This is a genomic window from Streptomyces longhuiensis (genome assembly GCF_020616555.1).
In the GTDB taxonomy this organism is placed as follows: domain Bacteria; phylum Actinomycetota; class Actinomycetes; order Streptomycetales; family Streptomycetaceae; genus Streptomyces; species Streptomyces longhuiensis.
In genome coordinates this window covers 1439243-1455813 of sequence record NZ_CP085173.1, presented here as the reverse complement: position 1 = coordinate 1455813, position 16571 = coordinate 1439243, and the positions used below count along the sequence as shown (strand labels likewise).

At 71.0% G+C, this 16571-nt stretch carries 17 protein-coding genes; 10 read left to right on the top strand and 7 right to left on the bottom strand.

Features of this window, described 5'->3' with window-relative positions; all coding sequences use genetic code 11:
* Nucleotides 1-33: 33 nt before the first annotated feature.
* The gene (locus tag LGI35_RS06975; protein ID WP_227293021.1) at nt 34-600 is read left to right on the top strand and encodes a GNAT family N-acetyltransferase; all 567 of its coding nucleotides are present in this window, start codon (nt 34-36) and stop codon (nt 598-600) included.
* Nucleotides 601-617: 17 nt separating this feature from the next.
* On the opposite strand, the gene LGI35_RS06970 is transcribed toward LGI35_RS06975, so the two are convergent.
* Together LGI35_RS06970 and LGI35_RS06965 are read right to left on the bottom strand one after the other, a co-directional pair.
* The gene (locus LGI35_RS06970) at nt 618-1418 is read right to left on the bottom strand and encodes a cache domain-containing protein (RefSeq protein ID WP_227293020.1); all 801 of its coding nucleotides are present in this window, start codon (nt 1416-1418) and stop codon (nt 618-620) included.
* Nucleotides 1372-2196: a FadR/GntR family transcriptional regulator gene (locus LGI35_RS06965; RefSeq protein ID WP_376223185.1), complete on the bottom strand. Its 825-nt coding sequence runs from the start codon at nt 2194-2196 to the stop codon at nt 1372-1374. The genes LGI35_RS06970 and LGI35_RS06965 overlap by 47 nt, the downstream gene beginning before the upstream one ends.
* 107 nt (nt 2197-2303) lie before the next feature.
* Here LGI35_RS06965 and LGI35_RS06960 point away from each other — a divergent pair, with 107 nt between their 5' ends.
* The 5 genes from LGI35_RS06960 (at nt 2304) to glsA (ending at nt 8354) form a co-directional block, all read left to right on the top strand.
* Complete coding sequence (locus LGI35_RS06960; RefSeq protein WP_227293018.1) at nt 2304-3338, top strand: ABC transporter ATP-binding protein; 1035 nt, start codon at nt 2304-2306, stop codon at nt 3336-3338.
* Between the two features lie 149 nt (nt 3339-3487).
* Complete coding sequence (locus tag LGI35_RS06955) at nt 3488-4690, top strand: ABC transporter substrate-binding protein (RefSeq protein ID WP_227293017.1); 1203 nt, start codon at nt 3488-3490, stop codon at nt 4688-4690.
* A gap of 12 nt (nt 4691-4702) precedes the next feature.
* Nucleotides 4703-5587 (top strand): ABC transporter permease, encoded by an 885-nt coding sequence (locus LGI35_RS06950; RefSeq protein WP_227293016.1) that lies wholly within the window; start codon nt 4703-4705, stop codon nt 5585-5587.
* 96 nt (nt 5588-5683) lie between these two features.
* On the top strand, nt 5684-6499 hold the full coding sequence (locus tag LGI35_RS06945; RefSeq protein ID WP_227293015.1) for an ABC transporter permease: 816 nt from the start codon (nt 5684-5686) through the stop codon (nt 6497-6499).
* A gap of 70 nt (nt 6500-6569) precedes the next feature.
* The gene (glsA, locus tag LGI35_RS06940; protein ID WP_227293014.1) at nt 6570-8354 is read left to right on the top strand and encodes a glutaminase A; all 1785 of its coding nucleotides are present in this window, start codon (nt 6570-6572) and stop codon (nt 8352-8354) included.
* Nucleotides 8355-8411: 57 nt separating this feature from the next.
* On the opposite strand, the gene LGI35_RS06935 is transcribed toward glsA, so the two are convergent.
* Both LGI35_RS06935 and LGI35_RS06930 read right to left on the bottom strand, forming a co-directional pair.
* The gene (locus LGI35_RS06935; protein WP_227293013.1) at nt 8412-9494 is read right to left on the bottom strand and encodes a CU044_5270 family protein; all 1083 of its coding nucleotides are present in this window, start codon (nt 9492-9494) and stop codon (nt 8412-8414) included.
* A complete protein-coding gene (locus LGI35_RS06930) occupies nt 9491-10102 on the bottom strand; it encodes an RNA polymerase sigma factor (RefSeq protein WP_227293012.1) in 612 nt (203 codons plus the stop codon). The genes LGI35_RS06935 and LGI35_RS06930 overlap by 4 nt, the downstream gene beginning before the upstream one ends.
* Nucleotides 10103-10493: 391 nt before the next feature.
* On the opposite strand from LGI35_RS06930, the gene LGI35_RS06925 reads away from it, so the two are divergent.
* Nucleotides 10494-11513 carry an alpha/beta hydrolase gene (locus LGI35_RS06925; protein ID WP_227293011.1) on the top strand — a complete coding sequence of 340 codons (1020 nt, stop codon included), beginning with the start codon at nt 10494-10496 and terminating at the stop codon, nt 11511-11513.
* A gap of 42 nt (nt 11514-11555) precedes the next feature.
* Here the strand turns inward: LGI35_RS06925 and LGI35_RS06920 are convergent, their stop codons facing one another.
* A complete protein-coding gene (locus LGI35_RS06920) occupies nt 11556-11960 on the bottom strand; it encodes a DUF5997 family protein (RefSeq protein ID WP_227293010.1) in 405 nt (134 codons plus the stop codon).
* A 58-nt stretch (nt 11961-12018) separates the two neighbouring features.
* Here LGI35_RS06920 and LGI35_RS06915 point away from each other — a divergent pair, with 58 nt between their 5' ends.
* Both LGI35_RS06915 and LGI35_RS06910 read left to right on the top strand, forming a co-directional pair.
* Nucleotides 12019-12828 carry a LysR family substrate-binding domain-containing protein gene (locus LGI35_RS06915; RefSeq protein ID WP_227293009.1) on the top strand — a complete coding sequence of 270 codons (810 nt, stop codon included), beginning with the start codon at nt 12019-12021 and terminating at the stop codon, nt 12826-12828.
* A 68-nt stretch (nt 12829-12896) separates the two neighbouring features.
* Entirely contained in the window at nt 12897-13823 is a 927-nt protein-coding gene (locus LGI35_RS06910) for an aminoglycoside phosphotransferase family protein (RefSeq protein WP_227293008.1), read from the top strand.
* A 78-nt stretch (nt 13824-13901) separates the two neighbouring features.
* Here the strand turns inward: LGI35_RS06910 and LGI35_RS06905 are convergent, their stop codons facing one another.
* Complete coding sequence (locus LGI35_RS06905) at nt 13902-14741, bottom strand: LolA-like protein (RefSeq protein ID WP_227293007.1); 840 nt, start codon at nt 14739-14741, stop codon at nt 13902-13904.
* Nucleotides 14742-14837: 96 nt separating this feature from the next.
* Here LGI35_RS06905 and LGI35_RS06900 point away from each other — a divergent pair, with 96 nt between their 5' ends.
* Nucleotides 14838-15431, top strand: a complete 594-nt coding sequence (locus LGI35_RS06900) for a YdeI/OmpD-associated family protein (RefSeq protein WP_227293006.1) — start codon at nt 14838-14840, stop codon at nt 15429-15431.
* A 136-nt stretch (nt 15432-15567) separates the two neighbouring features.
* Here LGI35_RS06900 and LGI35_RS06895 read toward each other — a convergent pair whose 3' ends face one another.
* Nucleotides 15568-16458 carry a glycoside hydrolase family 19 protein gene (locus LGI35_RS06895; protein ID WP_227293005.1) on the bottom strand — a complete coding sequence of 297 codons (891 nt, stop codon included), beginning with the start codon at nt 16456-16458 and terminating at the stop codon, nt 15568-15570.
* Nucleotides 16459-16571 lie beyond the last annotated feature (113 nt).

Genomic DNA, 16571 nt, shown 5'->3' with positions numbered 1-16571 from the left:
GTGTGCCGTGCCTGCCGTGTCAAGATCGGTTTCATGATCTATCGCTGGGCGACCGAGGCCGACGCTCCCGTCATGGCCGCGCTCTTCGCCGCCAATCACCGCGACTCCCTGACGGAACGTCAGCGAAACGAACAGGGCTTCGTGCAAGGGGGGTTCGACGTCGTCGCGCTCCGGTCCATGGCCGCCGCCGGGACGTTGCTGGTCGCCGACGACGACGGGCAGGTGGCGGGTCTCCTCGCCCTCTCGGGCCCCGACGAACTGCCCGCACCGCCGCCACCGGTCGCCGGTCTGCTCGCGGCCCAGGACACGCTGCGCTGGGAGGGCCGGCCGCTGAGCGAGGTGCCCTGGCTGCTCTACGGCCCCGTGGTCGTCGACGCGGCCTACCGGGGGCGCGGGGTGGCGCGCGGCCTGTTCACCATGGCCGTCGAGGCGGCCGCGGCGCGGGCCGACGCGGTGGTCGCGTTCATCGAGTCCACGAACCGGCCCTCCTGGCGCGTCCACGTGGACGGGTTCGGCATGCGGCCCCTGGGCGAGTACGTGGTGGACGGCCGCACCTACAGCGCCGTCGCGGCGGCGGCGCGCGCGCCGGATGGTGCCTGAGGGGACAGGATCCGGGTCTACGGCCGCGCGGCGGAAGACGTCTCCGTCGCCAGGATCAGCGGGACGCCGTCGCACGGCAGCAGGCGCAGCCCGTCGTGGTCCGTGCCCTCCGCCGGTCCGGCCAGTACCGCCGCGAGGTCGGGGCCCTTGCTGAGGGAGCCGACGAGGTGGCGGGGGTCGGTGGAGGCGGCGACGCGGCCGCGCGCGTTCACCAGGCGGGCGGGTCCCGGGAGTCGCTGGAGCAGCGGCATGACGACGGACTCGAAGCGGCGCAGGTAGACGTCGGCGGCGGCCACCCCCATGAAGCGTCCTCCGACCGTCACGGGCGCGGAGAGCGTGAGGCTGTACTCGTCGGAGCAGAGGTAGTCGACGTAGGGGCCCGCGACGGCTCGCTGCCCGGTGTCGCGGGGGAGCGTGAACCAGTCCCAGTGGGTGTAGTCCGAGTACGCGGAGCGCTGCGGGTCCAGGTCGAGCAGTAGCGGCTGCACGGCGCCGTCCGCGGTCCGCTGCCACCACTCCAGCCAGGCGGGTACGTCGTCGAGGAGGCCGGGCGCCGCGACGAAGCCGATTCCCGAGACGAGGTCGTAGCGGTCGAGCCGGGTGTGCAGTCCGGGGCGGAGCGCGGTCAGGTCGTCCGTGACCGGGCGGCGGCCCTTCGCGGCGACGGAGGAGAGCACGGACTCGATGTCCACGGCGGTGGCGCCGACGGCGTCGAAGACCCCTTCGAGCGCGTCACGGACGCGGGCGGCCGCTTCGGCCGCCGGCCGGTCGTCAAGCAGCGCCGATCCGGCGTGTGCGGGGCGGGGGTTGCTGCCCATCGGGGGCCTCCTTCGGACCGGGACCGCTCGCGCCGCCGGCCGGGCCGAGGCGGAGTTCGATCAGGCGCGCCATGGAGGTCTGCACGCATTCCTCGGCCAGGGCCCTGGCGCGGTCGTCCGCCCCATCATGCACGGCCGAGATCACGGCGCGGTGACGGTCCGCGGCGTCCGCGAGGAGTCCGTCGTCGTGCAGCACGAGCCGTAGCAGCGCGCCGACTTCGGTCTGCAGAGTGACCTCTTCCCTGGTCAGACGCGCGGACTGGGCGGCGGCGGCCAGCTCGACATGGAAGCGCCCGTAGATGCGGCTGCGGGCTCCCGAGTCCTTGGCGTCCATCAACTCTCCCAAAGACCTCTGCAGTTGCCGCAGATCGGCGGGCTCCGTGCGCCGGGCCGCGAGACGGGCGGCGGCGCCGGAGACGGCGGCCCAGTGGTCGGCGAGATCGCGCAGTTCCTCGGTGCTCCAGTCGGCGAGGCGGGCGAGGAGCCGGTCCTCGGCGGGGCCGTCGGGGACGGTCACGAAGCTGCCCCCGCCGCGGCCTCTGCGGGTGGTGACCAGGCCGCGCTGCCGCAGCGCCATGAGCGCCTCGCGCAGGGTCACGGTGGAGACGCCGAGCTGGGCGGCGAGGTCGCTCTCGCCGGGCAGCTGCTCACCGTCGGCGAGCAGCCCGAGGTCGATGGCGTCACCGAGCCGCCGCACCACGGCGTCCACGCGGGCGAGCGTGTCGACGGGTGTGAAGACGGCTCTTCGGACGCCGGTTTTGTCTCGGTTCACGGTCACCACCTTGCCACTTGACGCAGCCTTTACCTTAGCGGGGCCTTGAAATTAGAACTATGGCTTCATATGTTTACCGCCAACTCCCGACAGCACCAGAAAGGTTCCCGCCCATGGAGGGAATGGCCATCCGGCTGCAGAGCCTGCGCAAGTCCTTCGGCAGGACGGAGGCCGTGGCCGGGGTCGACCTGGAGATCGCGGACGGCGAGTTCTTCTCGATGCTGGGGCCGTCCGGCTCGGGCAAGACCACGGTGCTCCGGATGATCGCGGGCTTCGAGGCCCCCACCGCCGGAACCATCGAGCTCGCGGGCGCCGACGTCACCCGCCGGGCCCCCTTCGAGCGTGACGTGCACACCGTGTTCCAGGACTACGCGCTGTTCCCGCACATGACCCTGGAGCAGAACGTCGCCTACAGCCTCAAGGTACGCAAGGTGCCCAAGGCCGAGCGCCTCGAACGGGCCAGGGAGGCCCTGGCGAGCGTGCGGCTCGAAGGCTTCGGCGGGCGCCGGCCCTCTCAGCTCTCCGGCGGCCAGCGTCAGCGCGTGGCCCTGGCCCGCGCCCTCGTCGGCCGCCCGAAGGTGCTGCTCCTCGACGAACCGCTGGGCGCCCTCGACCTCAAGCTCCGCGAGCAGATGCAGGTCGAACTCAAGGCGATCCAGCGCGAGATCGGCATCACGTTCGTCTTCGTCACGCACGACCAGGAGGAGGCGCTGACGATGAGCGACCGCATCGCGGTCTTCAACCAGGGCCGGATCGAACAGGTCGGCACCCCGGCCCAGATATACGAGCGTCCCGCCACCCCCTTCGTCGCGGGGTTCGTCGGCACCTCGAACCTGCTGTCCGGTGACGCGGCGGAGCAGGTCGTGGGGGACCGGGCGACGTACAGCATCCGCCCGGAGAAGATCCACGTGCTCAAGGAGTCCGCCGCCGCCGAGCCGGAGCACGCCAGCGCGACCGGCACCGTCGCGGAGGTCGTCTATCTGGGGGACGCGACCCGGTTCCTCGTCGACCTCGACGCCGGGGGCCGGCTCACCGCCCTCCAGCAGAACCTGGAGACCTCGTCCGAGGACGTGGCCGCACTGCGCGGCTCCCGGGTCAGACTCCAGTGGCACCGACGGCACAACTTCCAGGTGCCCGAGGCGAGTTGACTCCCGGACCGCCACGCTCCTGACGCACGCACGCACGCACGCCCGCACGCCCGCACGCCCGCACGTACACGCGCACACGCCACGCATGCGTCGCCGCAGACCCCGTACGACCGTTACCGCCCGTCCGTCCCCTCCCCGTGGAGATCCCCGTGCGACTGACCCGAACGTCCCGAGCGGTGGCCGCGCTCGGCGCCCTGCTCCTCGCCTCCGCCTGCGGTTCCTCGGACACCGCCGGATCCTCGCCCGGCGGCAGCGACTTCACCCCGCCGAAGCTCTCCGCGCAGAAGACCCTCGGCAAGACGGAGGGGCAGGTCAACCTGATCGCCTGGGCCGGCTACGCCGAGGACGGCTCGAACGACCCGAAGGTCGACTGGGTCACCGACTTCGAGAAGCAGACCGGCTGCCAGGTCAACACCAAGACAGCGGGCACGTCCGACGAGATGGTCAACCTGATGAAGACCGGCCAGTACGACGCGGTCTCCGCCTCCGGCGACGCGTCGCTGCGGCTGATCGCCTCGGGTGACGCGGCACCCGTGAACACCAAGCTGGTGCCCAACTACAAGGACGTCTTCGCCGGGCTGAAGAACCAGCAGTGGAACTCGGTCAAGGGTGTCGCCTACGGCATCCCGCACGGCCGCGGCGCCAACCTCCTCATGTACAACACCAAGAAGGTCTCCCCGGCGCCCGACTCCTGGTCCGCGGTCTTCGACAAGGCCTCCGCCCACAAGGGGAAGGTCACCGCGTACGACTCGCCGATCTACCTCGCGGACGCCGCCCTGTACCTGATGAAGTCCAAGCCGTCCCTCGGCATCAAGGACCCGTACGCCCTGGACCAGAAGCAGTTCGACGCGGCGGTCGCCCTGCTCAAGGCGCAGAACTCCAACGTCGGCGAGTACTGGAGCGACTACCTCAAGGAGGTCTCCGCGTTCAAGAGCGGCGACTCCGTCGTCGGTACCAGCTGGCAGGTGATCCTCAACACCGCCCAGGCGGAGAAGGTCCCGGTGAAGGGAGTCCTGCCCAAGGAGGGCGCCACCGGCTGGTCCGACACCTGGATGCTCTCCGCCAAGGCCAAGCACCCCAACTGCGCCTACAAATGGATGAACTGGATCATCTCGCCGAAGGCCAACGCGCAGGTCGCCGAGTACTTCGGCGAGGCGCCTGCCAACGCGAAGGCCTGTGCCCTGACGGCCGACAAGAACCACTGCGCCACGTACCACGCGGCCGACGAGGCGTACTGGAAGAACGTCCACTTCTGGACCACGCCCATCGCCCAGTGCATCGACGGCCGCACGGACACCAAATGCGTCCCGTACGCCAAGTGGGTCCAGGCCTGGACCGAGATCAAGGGCTAGGACCTGCCGCCGATGACCGACACCGCGCCTGCCGCCGGACCCGTCCGGCGGCTCGCCGGGGCCCTGTACCGCCGCCCCCGGCTACAGCTGTCCCTGCTGCTCTCCGCACCGACGGCCTGGCTAGTCCTCGCCTATCTCGGCTCGCTCACCGTCCTGTTCCTGTCCGCGTTCTGGACCACGGACTCCTTCACCTCGAACGTGGTGAAGATCTGGAACACGGACAACTTCACCGCGCTGTTCACCACCGACGTCTACCGGCAGGTGGCCCTGCGCAGCGTCGGCGTCGCTCTCGCGGTCACCGCGCTGTGCGTACTGATCGCGTTCCCGATCGCGTTCTACACGGCTCGCATCGCGAACCCGCGGTGGCGGCCGCTCCTCGTCGTCGCCATCCTCACCCCGCTGTGGGCGAGCTACCTCGTCAAGGCGTACGCCTGGCGGCTCATCCTCGCCCAAGGCGGGCTGCTGGACTGGGTGTTGGGACCGCTCGGCCTCAAGGGACCCGGCTACGGCCTCACCGCCACCGTCCTCGTCCTGACCTATCTGTGGCTGCCGTACATGATCCTTCCGATCCACGCCGGACTCGAACAGCTCCCGGACAGCCTCCTCGACGCCTCCGCCGACCTCGGCGCCCGCACGGGCCGCACCTTCCGGTCCGTCGTCCTGCCGATGATCCTGCCGTCCGTCGCGGCCGGCTCGGTCTTCACCTTCTCGCTCAGCCTCGGTGACTACATCGCCGTACAGATCGTCGGCGGCAAGACCCAGCTGATCGGCAACCTCATCTACTCCAACATCACCCTCGACCTGCCGCTCGCCGCCGCGCTCGGCACCGTGCCCGTGGTGATCATCGTGCTCTATCTGCTCGCGGTACGCCGCACCGGCGCCCTCAGCAGCCTGTGACGTCCGGAGCCCTCCGGTTCCTCCGAAGCCCTGACGACCCGGGCCGCCGCCCGCCCCCGCCGACCCTCCGGATCACGCACAGCGAAGGTCCCTCCGATGAATCTCTCCCGCCCCGCGCGCATCACCCTGCGCATCGCCGCCGCGCTCGGCTTCGCGGTGATCTACGTCCCACTGCTCCTGGTTCTCGTCAACTCCCTTAACCCGGACCGCAGTTCGGGCTGGCCGCCGCCCGGGCTCACCTTCGACTGGTGGGCCGACGCCTGGCACAGCTCCGGCGCCCGCGACGCGCTGTGGACGTCGGTCAGGGCAGGGCTCGGCGCGACCGCCATCGCCCTGGTCCTCGGCACACTCATCGCGTTCGCCTGCCAGCGCTACAGGTTCTTCGGACGCGACGCCATCTCCTTCGTCGTCGTCCTGCCGATCGCGCTGCCCGGCATCGTCACCGGCGTCGCCCTCAACACCGCCTTCCGCACGGTCCTCGAACCGCTCGGCGTGGGCCTCGGTCTGTTCACCGTCATCGTCGGCCACGCCACGTTCTGCGTCGTGGTCGTCTTCAACAACGTCATCGCCCGGCTGCGGCGCATGCCGGGGTCGTACGAAGAGGCCGCGATGGATCTCGGGGCGCACAGCTTCCGCACGTTCGTCGACATCACGTTCCCACTGGTGCGCTCCGCGCTGGTCGCGGGCGGCCTGCTCGCCTTCGCCCTCTCCTTCGACGAGATCGTCGTGACGACCTTCACCGCCGGACCCGGCATCCAGACACTGCCCGTCTGGATCTTCTCGAACATGGCGCGCCCGCAGCAGGCCCCCGTCGTCAACGTCGTCGCCGCCGTCCTCGTCCTGCTGTCCGTCATCCCGATCTACCTCGCCCAGCGTCTGTCCTCGGACACCGCGTCCGGGAGCCGGATCTGACCCCGGCGCCGCGGGCACCCGTTGCCCGCTTGGGAAGGCGCATCGTCCGGCCGTGGTGTTCGATTGCGGTGTGAGGCACAACAAGCCGCCGGACGACCCGCTCGCCGCGCTCCTGGACCGCGTCCGCATCCGGCTGCGCGACCTCACGGAGGGGGAGCCGGCCTCGTACATCCCGGAGCTGAGCAGGGCCGACCCGGACCTGTTCGGACTGAGCCTGTGCGCGCTCGACGGGCAGGTCTACAGCTGCGGCGACAGCGAGGTGCCGTTCACCGTCCAGTCCGTGTCCAAGCCCTTCGTCTTCGCGCTCGCACTCGCCGACCAGGGCCTGGAGGAAGTCCTCGCGCGCGTGGGCGCCGAACCGAGCGGCGAGGGATTCAGCTCGATCCGCCTCGAACCCGGCACCGGGCGCCCGCCCAACCCGATGGTCAACGCCGGTGCCATCGTGACCAGTTCACTGGTGGCCGGAGCGAACCCCGACGAGCGCTTCGCCCGCATCCTGGCCGGCCTGGGAGCCTTCGCGGGCCGGGACCTGACCGTCGACGACGCGGTGTTCGCCTCCGAGCGCGCCACCGGTGACCGCAACCGCGCCCTCGCCTATCTCATGCACAACGCGGGATCGCTCACCGGCGACGTGGAGGAGCAGCTCGCGGTCTACTTCCGCCAGTGCTCCGTGCTCGTGACCTGCGACGACCTCGCCGTGATGCACGCGACCCTGGCCGGCGGCGGCACCAACCCGCTCACCGGCGAACGGGTCGTCGCCTCCCACCACGCCCAGCACGTCCTCGCCGTCATGGCCACCTGCGGGATGTACGACGCCTCCGGGCAGTGGATGCTGCGCGTGGGCCTGCCGGCGAAGAGCGGAGTATCGGGCGGGATCGGCGTCGCGCTGCCCGGCCAGTTCGGCATCGGCGTGTTCAGCCCGCCCCTGGACGAGAAGGGCAACAGCGTCCGCGCCATCGCCGCCTGCCACCTCCTGTCGGAACAGTTCGGGCTGCACCTGATGCGCGCCACCGGCAGCAGCGGCCGTCCGCTGCCGCCGCGCTCCCTCGACCCGGGCCCACTGCGCTCGCTGCGCCACCGCCCGCGCGACCAGCGCGCCGCACTCGACGAACGGCCCGACCGCATCCGCGTCCACGTCCTCCAGGGCGACCTGGACTTCGCCACCGCCGAACAGACCCTGCGCGCGGCCCGCGACCTCCCGAAGGCCGCCCGCTGGTTCGTCCTGGACCTCGCACGGGTCGGCCGCATCGAACCCGTCGCCGCCGACCTCCTGCGCGCTCTCGGCCACGACCTGCGCGAACGCGGGATCCGCATGGTGATCGCCGACCCGTCGGAGCGCCCCGTCACGCACACCAAGGACGAATTCGCCGACCTCGGACGCGCCATCGAGTCCTGCGAGGACGAACTCCTGACCGACCTCGGACTCGACCCCTCCGAGCCCGTTCCCCTGACGGACAGCGACCTCTTCGGGAGGGCCGGCGAGCAGGCGGCGCAGGCCGTCTCCGACTGCTTCGGCACCATGTCCCTGTCCGCCGGCCAGACCGTCGAGCCACCCCGCGCGGAGCCCGTGGTCCTCTGGTACGTGGAGGCGGGGCGCCTGGCCGTGTGCGCCCACAGCTCGCGGCCCACACCCGCGGGCCGCACCTGGTCCGCGGGGCCCGGCGCGGCCCTCACCCCCGCCGATTTCCACGCTCGCCTGGGCCAGCGCGTCATGGCCGAGGAGGACTCGGTGTGCCGCACCCTGACCGCCGCCGGACTGCTGCGTCTGCGCACGGCCGTCCCCGCGGCGGCGGCCTTCCTGGAGCGCAGCCCGCTCGACGGCGCGGAGACGGTCGACCGGCCCGAGGGGGCTTGAGCCGAACGGCGGAGCGCCTGGCCGCCCGCCACCCCGCCGCTCTTCAGCTGTGAGCTCTCAGCTGTCGGCCGTCGTGTCGGCGGGCATCGCGCCGGACTTGTCGACGACGGTGCGGCGCAGGATCGCGTTCGTCCCCGCCAGTTTCATGCCCTTGCCGTCCTTGTCCAGGTACGAGCGTGAGCCGAGGTAGGTGAGGGTCTCGCTGTCGAAGATCCACTCGCTGCGGCTCGCGGACCTGGCGTCCTGGCGCGCGAGGCCGACCCCGTGGCGCCCCGCGGCGTCGACGGCGTCGGGGATCCGCTTGATGCCCGGGATCCGCGCGACGGCCTTGTAGAGCGCCGCGGCGTTCTTCGGCGGCATCACCGTCTCGTCGAGGAGGGACCCGATCTTCTCGAAGACGGCCTGGTCCTTGGACTCGCGGCCCCAGGTCCGGGTCCCGGCGTAGAGCTCGTCGAGGAGCCGGTCCGGGTCGGTGGGCAGCGAGGCCAGCCAGGCGTACGTCGGACGCTCCAGGCCGGGGGCCAGTGCGGTCGTCGACTCGTAGGGGAGGCGCTGACCGGACATCGGGACGCCCTTGCCGGTCTCCCTCATGGCGCCGAGGGTCTTCACCGGCTTGGACGTCTGCGCCGTCCAGACCTCGCGCCGGTGCGGGGCGCCGAGTTCGACGGGCCCGGCGAACGTGCCCTCGTTCGAGCGGACCGTGCTGCGCACGTACACGTACTGGCCGTCCTTGACCGGTGCGGTGTCCGTCCTGAGGGACGCGTCGGCGATCTGGTTCAGCAGGACGGTGGCTCCGCCGTCCGACGCGGGAGCCTGCGCAACGGGCGTCGCTCCGTGGTCGTCGCCGGTGAAGGTGAGGGTGGCGGCCAGCGCGCCCGCGAGCACCAGGGCCGCGACGGGGAGGGCCACCGCGGGGCGCAGGAGACGCCGCCGCGGCGGGGTGGTGGCGGCGCCCGCCCGGCCGCGCGGCGGAGTGGTGGCTGCGACGCTCTCGTGGTGGCGGTCGATGTGCTGCATCAGGATGTCCTTGTGGTGGCGGTGTCGCCCCCGCGGCAGATCCCATTCGGGCGCCTCGGGCAGTAGCCGGGACACCTCCTGGGCCTCCTCGCGGTCACTCCCGGAGGGATGTGCTGCGTTCATCGGGTTTCCTCCCGCAGGGGCAGGGCCGCGAACGCGGCCTCACTCGATACCTCTCCGCGACCGGGGCGCGGTTCCGGTGCTTCCTGCTGACTCAGGCGCTGCAGTTTGGCGCGCGCCCGGGACAGCCGTGAACGGACCGTGCCCACGGGGACGCCCAATGCGTCCGCCGCCTGCGCGTAGTCCAGCCCGGCCCAGACACACAGGGCGATCACCTCCCGCTCGGGGCGCCGCAGTTCTGCCAACGAGCTGTGGATACGGGCGAGTTGGCGGGCGTCGTCGATACGGCCCGCCGTCTCCTCCGCGAAGTCGTCCACGTCGGGTGCGGCGGGCTGGCGGGCCAGGAAGACGAGCCGGCGCCGCAGGCCGCGCCGGGCGTTGTGGGCCTTGTTCGTGGCGATGCCGTAGAGCCAGGGCCCGAGGGGCGCGTCGGCGTCGGGGTCGAGACGCTCCCTGGTCGCCCACGCGGTCAGGAACGTGTCGGACATGACCTCCTCGGCGAGCGACCAGTCGCCGGTCAGGCGCAGGGCGTGGTTGTAGATCGCCCGCGCGTACTCCTCATACAGGTCGGCGAACGCCTCGCGGTCCCCTGCCCGGATCCGTGCACGCATCCGCACTCCTTCTCATCGCGCTTCACATCCGGTACCTCTCCGCACCCCGGTACGCGTTCCGGTGACCTGTGCCACACCGGCAACTCGCGTTGGACGCACGGTCGGTGCTGACGGTGATGGGAGCGGCCGCACTCGCGGCGGCCACCGCGGGGACGGCTGCGGCCGATGCGCGGGCGCGTCGGACGGCCCGTCATATCGTTCATGCGGCTCCCTCACCGGCAGTGGAACGTGGGGCGGATCAGTCATCGACACTGGCATCGAGGGAGCGGCGGCGACAGGCCCCGAACACGATCTCGGACAGCTGCACCTCGTCGACCGTTCACGCCGGGACCCGTGGACCTCGCCCCGGCCGCCGGGCTCCTCCCGCTCGCCCAGGTCGCCCCGTGAACTCATGGTGACCCTCTGGTATCCGGCCCGCTGCCCCACGCACGGCCGCGCACGCGCCCCCTGGCTCCCGCCAGAGGCGGCGGCGCTGTACAAACAGAAAGTGAGCCAACAGCTTCACACGTCCCTGGACACCGTGGATCTGCCGCTCACGCACGCGTACACGAACGCCGCCGTCGAGGAGTACGGCCACGGGCTGCCGGTCGTGCTCTTCTCCCCGGGCTACCGCGCGCAACGCGCCCTCGGCGCCGCGCTGGTCGAGGACCTGGCCAGTCGCGGCCACGCGGTCGTCACCATCGACCACACGCACGAGAGCGACATCGTGGAGTTCCCGGGAGGGCGCCTCGAACCGGGCCGGCAGCCGGGCCGGCCGACCGACGAGGACATCGCGAAGGCGCTGCGGGTCCGCCAGGACGACACCAGGTTCGTGCCGGACGAGCTGGCCGGCCTGAACGCGGGGAGGAATCCCGATGCCGAGGGCCGCCCGCTGCCCCACGGCCTGTGCGGTGCGCTCGGCCTGCGCCGGACCGGCATGTTCGGGCACTCGCTCGGCGGGGACACCGCGGCGGAGGTGATGGCGGCGGATCACCGCGTCATGGCGGGCGCCGACCTGGACGGGAGCATCAACGGGTCTGTCGCCGCCACGGGCCTCGACCGGCCCTTCCTTCTGATGAGCAACGCGAGCCACGGCCGCGAGAACGACCCGTCCTGGGAGGAGTTCTGGTCGCATCTGCGTGGCTGGCGCCGGAGCCTGCGCCTGCGCGCGTCCGGACCAGACCTACACGGACCTGTCCCCGCTGATGCAACAGCTGGACATGGCGGTCCCGCTCCCGCCCGAGGTGGTCGACGCCATGACCGATGCCATCGGCACGATCACCGCGGACCGCGCCGTAGCCGCCGAGCGGGCCTGTCTGGGCGCCTTCTTCGACCTTCACCTGTGGTGCCGGGACCGGGACAGGCGTCTCCTGTCCGGTCCGTCCCCGCGCTTCCCCGAGATCGAGTTCGTGCCCTGACGGACCGGAGGTGAAGCCCGGAGAGATCGGTCAGGTGGGGTGGTCAGGCAGGCCGGTCAGGAACGCTGGTCGCCGGACTGCTCGGCGCGCTGCGCGTTCCGCTCCTTGATACGGACGGCTTCCTTGCGCACCGCGGCCTGGGTGGCACGCTCCTGCTGGAGCCACTCGGGGCTCTCGGTCTTCAGGGTCTCGATCTGCTCCGTGGTGAGCGCCTCGGTGATCCCGCCACGGGCGAGACCCGAGATCGAGATGCCGAGCTTGGACGCGACCACGGGCCGGGGGTGCGGGCCGTTGCGCCGCAGCTCCTGGAGCCACGCGGGCGGATCGGCCTGCAGCGCGTTGAGCTCGCTGCGCGAGACGACACCCTCCTGGAACTCGGCGGGAGTGGCCTCGAGGTACACACCCAGCTTCTTGGCCGCGGTCGCGGGCTTCATGGTCTGGGTGGTCTGGTGCGACGTCATGGTGTCCAGGGTATCGACTGTGTGCGATACCTCCGACCACGACCGGTAACCTGGCGGAGTGACAGGCTCGGATGTACCCCCTTCGTTCCGGCTCGCGTATGTCCCGGGAGTGACGCCCACCAAGTGGGTGCGGATCTGGAACGAGCGGCTGCCCGGCGTTCCGCTGACCCTCCTCGCGACGCCCGCCGGCGAGGCATCCGACGTATTGCGGGACCGTGGGGCGGACGCGGGCCTCGTGCGGCTGCCGGTGGACCGGACCGTGCTCAGCGCGATCCCCCTCTACACCGAGACGACCGTCGTGGTGATCCCCAAGGACCACGTCGTGGCCGCGGTCGACGAGGTGTCCCTGGAGGATCTGGCCGACGAGACCGTGCTGCACCCCCTCGACGACACCCTCGTCTGGGAGCAGCTTCCCGGTGAGCCCGCGTTCGAGCGCCCGGAGACGACGGCTGACGCCGTCGAGCTGGTGGCCGCCGGGATCGGTGTGCTGGTGGTCCCGCAGTCGCTCGCCCGCCTGCACCACCGCAAGGACCTCACCTACCGGCCGGTGACCGACGCCCCCGAGTCCCAGGTCGCGCTGTCGTGGCCGGAGGACGAGACCACCGATCTGGTGGAGGAGTTCATCGGCATCGTCCGCGGGCGGACGGTCAACAGCTCACGTGGCCGCACGGCGACCCCGCCGCAGCCCAAGGCCGCGCGTTCCGACAAGAGCGGGGCGGCTCGGCAGAAGCCGGCCGCCGGGAAGAACCCGCGCGGCGGCGGCGCCAAGGGTGGCGCCAAACCCGGGCCGAAGGGCGCCGCGAAGGGCGGTCCCAAGGGTGGTTCCAAGGGCGGCGCCAAGCGCGGGAAGCCGCGCCGCAGGCCGTAGTCGCCACGGCGTCCGCGGGCACGGATAATCCGTTGCCCCGTACGGCTTCCGGGCGTGATGATCCCTGAATGGCATCGACTCCGAGTCCTTCCGACGGCCGTGCCGGAATCACCGCCGCACTCGTGGAGCGGTTGATCGCCGCCCAGTTCCCCCAGTGGAGCGGCCTCCCTGTGACACCGGTGGAGGTCGACGGATGGGACAACCGGACGTACCGCCTGGGTGACGCGATGACAGCCCGTCTGCCCACCGGAGAGGGCTACGTTCCCGCGGTCGCCAAGGAGAACGAGTGGCTGCCGCGGCTCGCGCCGTCACTGCCCGTGGCCGTCCCGCCCGTCCTGGCCCAGGGCGAGCTCGGCGAGGGATACCCCTTCCCGTGGTCCGTGCGCGGCTGGCTGCACGGAGAGACGGCGGAGAGCGGCCGCATCGACGACATGGCGCAGTTCGCGGTCTCGGTGGCCGAGTTCGTCCTCGCGTTGCAACGCTGCGACCCCACCGGGGGACCGTCGGCCGGGAAGCACAGCTGGTACCGGGGTGCGTCGCTCACTCACTACGACGACGAGACCCGCCGCTGTCTCACGGCGCTGGAGGGCCATGTCGACACGCGCCGGGCGGCCGCCGTGTGGGAGGCCGCGCTCGCGGCGCCGTGGCAGGGGGCGCCGGTGTGGTTCCACGGAGACATCGCCACGGGCAACCTGCTCGTCGCCGACGGCGCACTCACGGCCGTCATCGACTTCGGTACGTCGGGCGTCGGCGACCCCGCCTGTGACCTGGTGATCGCCTGGGGCATGTTCTCCGGAGACAGCCGTGAGGCATTCCGGCGCACCGTCGCCCAGGACGCCGGCACCTGGGCCCGAGCCCGCGGCTGGTCCTTGTGGAAGTCCCTGCTCGTCATGTCGCAGTCCCTCGACGCCGACCCGGAACGCGCCGCGTCCAACCATCGTGTGATCGACGAAGTCCTGGCCGACCACGACCGATTCGGCGGAGCCGGCGACTGACCGCCCGCGCGCGGTCACTGACGTCCGCCACCAGGCCGGGCAGCTCAACTTCTCAACTCTTCTCCCCGATCGGCCGGTTCACCACACAGCCCGGTCCGGCGCCGCAGCCTGCGGTGGGGTGGCCTTCGGGGAGAGGTTCTGGAGCTCGGACACGTCGACGGACTCGTCCTTAGACGGAGTCGCGCTCGGCACCGGCCGGTTGTAGTCCGTGAGTTTCATCGTCGCGCTCAGATCGCCCATCTTCTCGGTGGCACGCACGAGACGGTGCGGATCCTTCGCGGTGATGAACAGGACGACTTCACTGCCGTCGTTCCTGCCGCTCACCGGCACGACGTCCGTGCCGTCCACCTTGGTCTCCTTGCCCTTGGTCAGCTTCTCCGGGGGCGCACTGGAGGAGCCGCCGTTCACCTGGGCCTGGAACGCGTTCAGGTCACATGTGTCACCCAGGCTCTTGAGCAGTCCGTCGTTCGCGTTGCCGTGCACGTAGCGCCCGTTGAAGAGCTGGGCCGCGAGCTCGCCCGCGCCGCCGGTGACCTGGGACTTCCAGAACGTGGTGTCGGGTTTCATCCACAACTCGCCGCCGCGTTTGATGAATTCGACGCTGCCGCCCTTGGCGCCGCCCGTGCCCATGGTCAGTGATCCGGCGCAGTTGCCGTCCTGGTCCAGGGCGAGATCGAGGACCGCGGGGGACCGGGCGTCGGCGGGGCCCGTGGAGTGGTTCGTCAGGAGTATATGGAGGGACTTCGCGTCCAGCAGTTCCTTCTCCGCGTCGTCGGCGAGCTGCTGCGCGCTCAGCTTCGACGCGTCGCCCCCGTCGTCCGCGAACGCGGGAACTCCCGCCAGAGCGGTCACGCAGGCGACGGCTGCGCTCACCGGGAGCAGCGCGGCCTTGCGATGTCTCGACAGACACGACTCCATGGCGTCACCTCGCGAACGGGACCACCCACACGTTGAACGCCATTAAATTGTACATTTCGGACCGATGGCCGTCGCGGCGACGGTACGCTGCGCCCCATGGACGGGACGGGCGGGGTGTACGAGGCCGACGGAGTCGAGATCATCGCCTTTCCGGATGCCGAGGCGTTCGAGAGCTGGCTCGGCGAGCACCACACGCGGCAGGCAGGTGTGTGGGTCAAGGTCGCCAAGAAGAGGTCCGGCATCCCGTCCGTCACCGACGGCGAACTGGTGGACATCGGGCTGTGCTGGGGCTGGATCTCCGGCCGGCGGCGCTCCCTCGACGAGCGGTACTACCTCCAGCTCTATGTGCCGCGCCGGGCCAGGAGCCTGTGGTCCCGGGTGAACGTCGACAAGGTCGCCATGCTGACCGCCGCCGGACGGATGCGCGAGCCCGGTCTCGCCGAGGTGCGCAGGGCGCAGGAGGACGGGCGGTGGGTCGCGGCGTACGAGTCGCAGAAGACGGCGACGGTGCCACCCGACCTCGCTACGGCGCTCGACGCGGAACCCGAGGCCAGGAAGGCGTTCGACGCACTCGACAGGTCGGGGCGCTACCAGACGATCCCGCCGCTGCTCCAGGCCCTCACTCCCGAGGCCCGGCGCGCTCGGCTCCGAAGGGCCGTCGACAAGCTGCTCAACGGCGAGTCCGACTAGCCCGACTCCACTGCTGGACCGGTCACTTGGCGAGTTCACCTGGTGCGCCCCGCGCCCCATGACGAGACCGCCGGGCGGACCTGGTGAGTTCAAGGTCCGCCCGGCGGCGGCAGGCCACGTCACATGTGGTGGCGTGTCAGCAGCTCAGGTTGTCGCCCGGTGTGGTGCCCAGGATCTGGACGAACGCCTTGTACCGGTCGATGCGGCTCTGGACCTGGCCGGGGTTGCCGCCGTTGCACTCCAGGCTGCCGTTGATGGAGCGGATCGTCTCGCCGAAGCCGGCGCCGTTCACCATGGCGTTGTGCGGCGTCATGGTGCCGGGTCCGCTCTGCGTGTTCCAGTACCAAAGGCCCGTCTTCCAGGCCACGGCCGCGTCCTGCTCCACGAGGTACGGGTTGTGGAGGAGGTCGATGCCGAGTGCGTCGCCCGCGGCCTTGTAGTTGAAGTTCCAGCTGAGCTGGATCGGTCCGCGGCCGTAGTACGCGGCGGTGCCCGCCGGGCAGCCGTAGGACTGGCTGCTGTCGCAGTAGTGGGGGTAGTTGGCGGTGTTCTGCTCGACGATGTACACCAGGCCGCCGGTCTCATGGCTGACATTGGCCAGGAACGCCGCGGCCTCCTGGCGCTTGACCGTGTCGCTGCCGGTGTTGGCGAAGCCGGGGTAGGCGCTGAGCGCGGCGGTCAGTCCGCTGTAGGTGTAGAACGGATTCCGGTTCGGGAACATCTGGTTGAACTGGGCCTCGCTGACGACGAAGCCGGACGGCGAAGGGTCACCCGGGTTCGTCTCGCCACCGCCGCAGGCGCCCTGGTCAGCCCAGACGTCGGAGGTGCCCGGGGTCTCGTTCTGGGTCCACCACTTGGCGTTCCAGTTGTGCCCGTTGTACGAGGCGGACCCGCCGCCCGTGTAGACGGACGAGGAGTTCCAGGGGGCGGCGCACTCGGCCGCCGATGCCGTGGTGGCCGGGCCGATGACGACCACGGCACCGACCGCGGCCAGGGTGGCGACAAGACTCGTGACGCGTTTGATCATGCCAACGCTCCTTCGCGCGGCGCGAGTTGGGGAGCTCGGCGCCGCCATGGGGGGGTGCCGGTCACTCAAGCGAACCTGGTCTGGACCTGTCAAGGTCTAGACCAAAAATGGCC